Raw genomic sequence first — 3,166 nt, 5'->3', positions numbered from 1 at the left:
CGGCACCGACGCGTGCCGGTCCAGGCCGAGTCGTGGCATGTCCAACGAGACCGTGGCTTCCTGGGTGTGGTGAGGGTCGAGGTTCACGACCACCACAACCGTGTCCGAGCCGTCGCGCTTGCTGTAGACGATCACGGCGTCGTTGTCGGCCTCGTGGAAGTGGACGTTCCTGAGCCGGCGCAGCGCGCTGTGCTCCCGGCGGATCCTGTTCAGCGAGCCGATGAGGGGTGCGATGGACGTTCCCGCACGTTCGGCGGCCTCCCAGTCTCGCGGCCGCAGTTGGTATTTCTCCGAGTCGAGATAGTCCTCGGTGCCCGCCCTGGCCGCGGTGTTCTCGCACAGTTCGTATCCCGCGTACATGCCCCAGGAAGGAGAGAGCGTCGCCGCCAGAACGGCCCGGACCTCGAAGGCGGGCCGGCCGCCGTGCTGAAGGTAGTCGGGGAGGATGTCAGGGGTGTTCACGAAGAAGTTGGGCCGCATGTAGGCGGCCGCGTCACCGGAGAGTTCGGTGAGGTATTCGATCAGTTCCGTCTTGGTGTTGCGCCAGGTGAAATACGTGTAGGACTGCTGGAAACCGACGCGGGCCAGGGCGTGCATGACCTCCGGGCGGGTGAACGCCTCGGCCAGGAAGATCACGTCGGGATCGTCGCGGTTGATGTCCGCGATCACCCGCTCCCAGAACATGACCGGTTTCGTATGCGGATTGTCGACGCGGAAGATCCGTACGCCGTGGCTCATCCAGAACCGCAGAATGCCGAGCGTTTCCTGAACCAGGCCGGGCAGGTCCTCGTCGAAGGCGATCGGATAGATGTCCTGGTACTTCTTCGGCGGGTTCTCCGCGTACGCGATCGTGCCGTCCGTCCGGTGCTGGAACCACTCCGGGTGCTTCTCCACCCACGGGTGGTCGGGCGAGCACTGCAGGGCGAAATCCAGGGCGACTTCGAGGCCCAGAGCGGTCGCGGTGCGGACGAATTCGTCGAAGTCGTCGATCGTGCCGAGGTCGGGATGGACGGCGTCGTGCCCGCCCTCCGGCGAGCCGATCGCCCACGGCACCCCGACATCCTCGCGGCTCGCCGAGAGGTTGTTGTTGGGGCCCTTGCGGAAGGTCGAGCCGATGGGGTGGATCGGCGGCAGGTACACCACGTCGAAGCCCATGTCCGCGATCGCGGGCAGCCGCCCCGCCGCGGTCCGGAACGTGCCGCTGACCGGTGGTCGCCCGGGCTCGACCACCGCCCCCTCCGAGCGCGGGAAGAACTCGTACCAGGAGCCGTACAGCGCCCGCTCCCGCTCCACCAGCAGGGGGAGCGGGGCCGACCGGGAGATCCGCTCCCGCAGGGGGTGCTCGGCTAGTGCCGCGTCCACGTCCGGAGTCAGGGCGGCGGCGAGACGGGCGGCCAGGGGCCGGGAATCGTCGCGCAGGGCGTCCGCGGCGGTCAGGACCGCCGCTCGCCCCGCCTCGTGCGGCACTTGGGAGGCGGCCCGCTCGTAGAGCTCGGCGCCCTCCTCCAGGACCAGGCCCACGTCGATGCCGGCCGGGATCTTGACGCGGGCGGACCGGCGCCAGGCGGACACGGGGTCCGACCACGCCTCCACCCAGTAGGTCCAGTCGCCCACCTCCGTGGGCATGACGTCGGCGCCCCAGCGGTCGCTGCCGGGGGCGAGCTCCCGCATGGGGGTCCACGGCCCGGTGCGCCCCTCGGGATCGCGCAGGACGACGTTCGCGGCGACCGTGTCGTGACCCTCCCCGAAGAGAACGGCGGTCACCTGAAAAGTCTCGCCCGGAACCGCCTTCGCCGGGCGGTTGCCGCGGTCGACGGCCGGACGGACGTCGACGACGGGGACTCGGCCGATCGGCACGGCGGGCATGCGGCCGACCGGGGGAACGCGGCCGTCGGCCGGGTTCTCGGTCATGGGATTCACCTCCGTCGTCGTTGTCCTTGTCCTGGTACGCCGTCCGCGATCGCGTCCGGAGGCTGCTAGCTCGCGGAACTCGCCGCGAGTCCGTCGGGATGCCCCGAGAGTCCGCTCATCGATGAGTCGGCGTTGGCCCGTTCGTGGCGAAAGGCGGCCGAACCGGCGGCCAGGTAGCGCTCGGCGGCGTGCACGGCCTCCCGGGCGCAGCGTTTGCCCATGAGGACACAGAGCGTGTAACCGGTGTCCTCGAAATTGCCCCGCGCGGCCCGGTCGGCGGGAGCCGCGAGCATCATGCGTTCCCAGGCCCGGTACAGCGCAAGATGCCTGGTGATTTCGTCCCTGGCAGGCAGCAGCATCTCACTGGTCACCTTCCACTCCCTCGGATGCGCACGGTTCGCCCGGATGCGCGTGATGGCCGTGCACGAAGAGGCACCGGCCGACTACGACGGCGGGCGCCTTCACTCATGGTGCACGCGACGCCACCCAACGTCCTGTTGTCGTTTCAACGACATTGGGTCGACTCTCGGGTTGCACGAATGGAGTACCGCTCCCACTCTGAGAATTACTCAGAAGCAATCGCCGCTCACGCTATGCGTTCAGAGCCCGGCCCGACAGGGGCGAGGAGAAGTGGGAGTCTCGCCGGTGAGGAGCCAACGACGATGAAGACCGTAGTGCCCTGCTACTACCACCTCGACGTGGAAGTGAGTCCGGAGCGGGTCGATCAGGTCAGGCGCATTCTGGCCGCCCATCTCCGGTACTGGAACCTGGAGAACCTCGTCGAGCCCGTCTGTCACTGCGCCGAGACGCTGCTGCGCTCGATCGAGGCGCATGCGACGGACAAGAACACCACCCTTGAGATGTGGTGGAACGGCCAGCACCTCATCACCGCCGTCGCGGACATCGACGGGGAGTCCCACCCGGAATCCGCGACACGGGGCTGCCTGGCCCACATCGCCGCCCTGAGCGACGGCTGGGGGTGCTGTACCACGGGCCGCGGCGGAAGGATCGTCTGGTTCTCGCGCCGGGTGCGCGCCATGGAACGCGCCCCCCTGGTCCCGGCCATACCCGCGCCCAGCCTGCGGGAAGCCCGGCGAGCGCCTCGCGAGATGCCCGTGCCGGCGCTCGCGGGCCCGGCACCCGAAGGCCCCCTCGTGAATGCGGCACCCGAGTAGGAACAGTCAGCCGGCCCGCGACCGCTTCGGCGGCCGCGGGCCGGCTGCGTTGCCCGTCCGTGCTCGCCCGCCGACCTGCT

The 3,166-nt window shown here is 69.4% G+C and carries 3 protein-coding genes; 1 reads left to right on the top strand and 2 read right to left on the bottom strand.

Annotation, left to right across the window (positions count from 1 at the left end):
- Both AB0D14_RS44780 and AB0D14_RS44775 read right to left on the bottom strand, forming a co-directional pair.
- On the bottom strand, positions 1-1,911 hold a 1,911-nt coding region (locus AB0D14_RS44780), incomplete at its 3' end, for an alpha-1,4-glucan--maltose-1-phosphate maltosyltransferase (RefSeq protein ID WP_362791240.1).
- Positions 1,912-1,976: 65 nt separating this feature from the next.
- Entirely contained in the window at positions 1,977-2,270 is a 294-nt protein-coding gene (locus AB0D14_RS44775; RefSeq protein ID WP_362791242.1) for a DUF5133 domain-containing protein, read from the bottom strand.
- 303 nt (positions 2,271-2,573) lie between these two features.
- On the opposite strand from AB0D14_RS44775, the gene AB0D14_RS44770 reads away from it, so the two are divergent.
- A complete protein-coding gene (locus AB0D14_RS44770; RefSeq protein ID WP_362791237.1) occupies positions 2,574-3,086 on the top strand; it encodes a pep a2 in 513 nt (170 codons plus the stop codon).
- The last annotated feature ends 80 nt before the right edge of the window (positions 3,087-3,166 follow it).

It is taken from the genome of Streptomyces sp. NPDC048484, assembly GCF_040651415.1.
In the GTDB taxonomy this organism is placed as follows: Bacteria; Actinomycetota; Actinomycetes; order Streptomycetales; family Streptomycetaceae; genus Streptomyces.
Note: the sequence above shows the minus strand (reverse complement) of the source record. Positions and strands in the feature narration are given on the sequence as shown.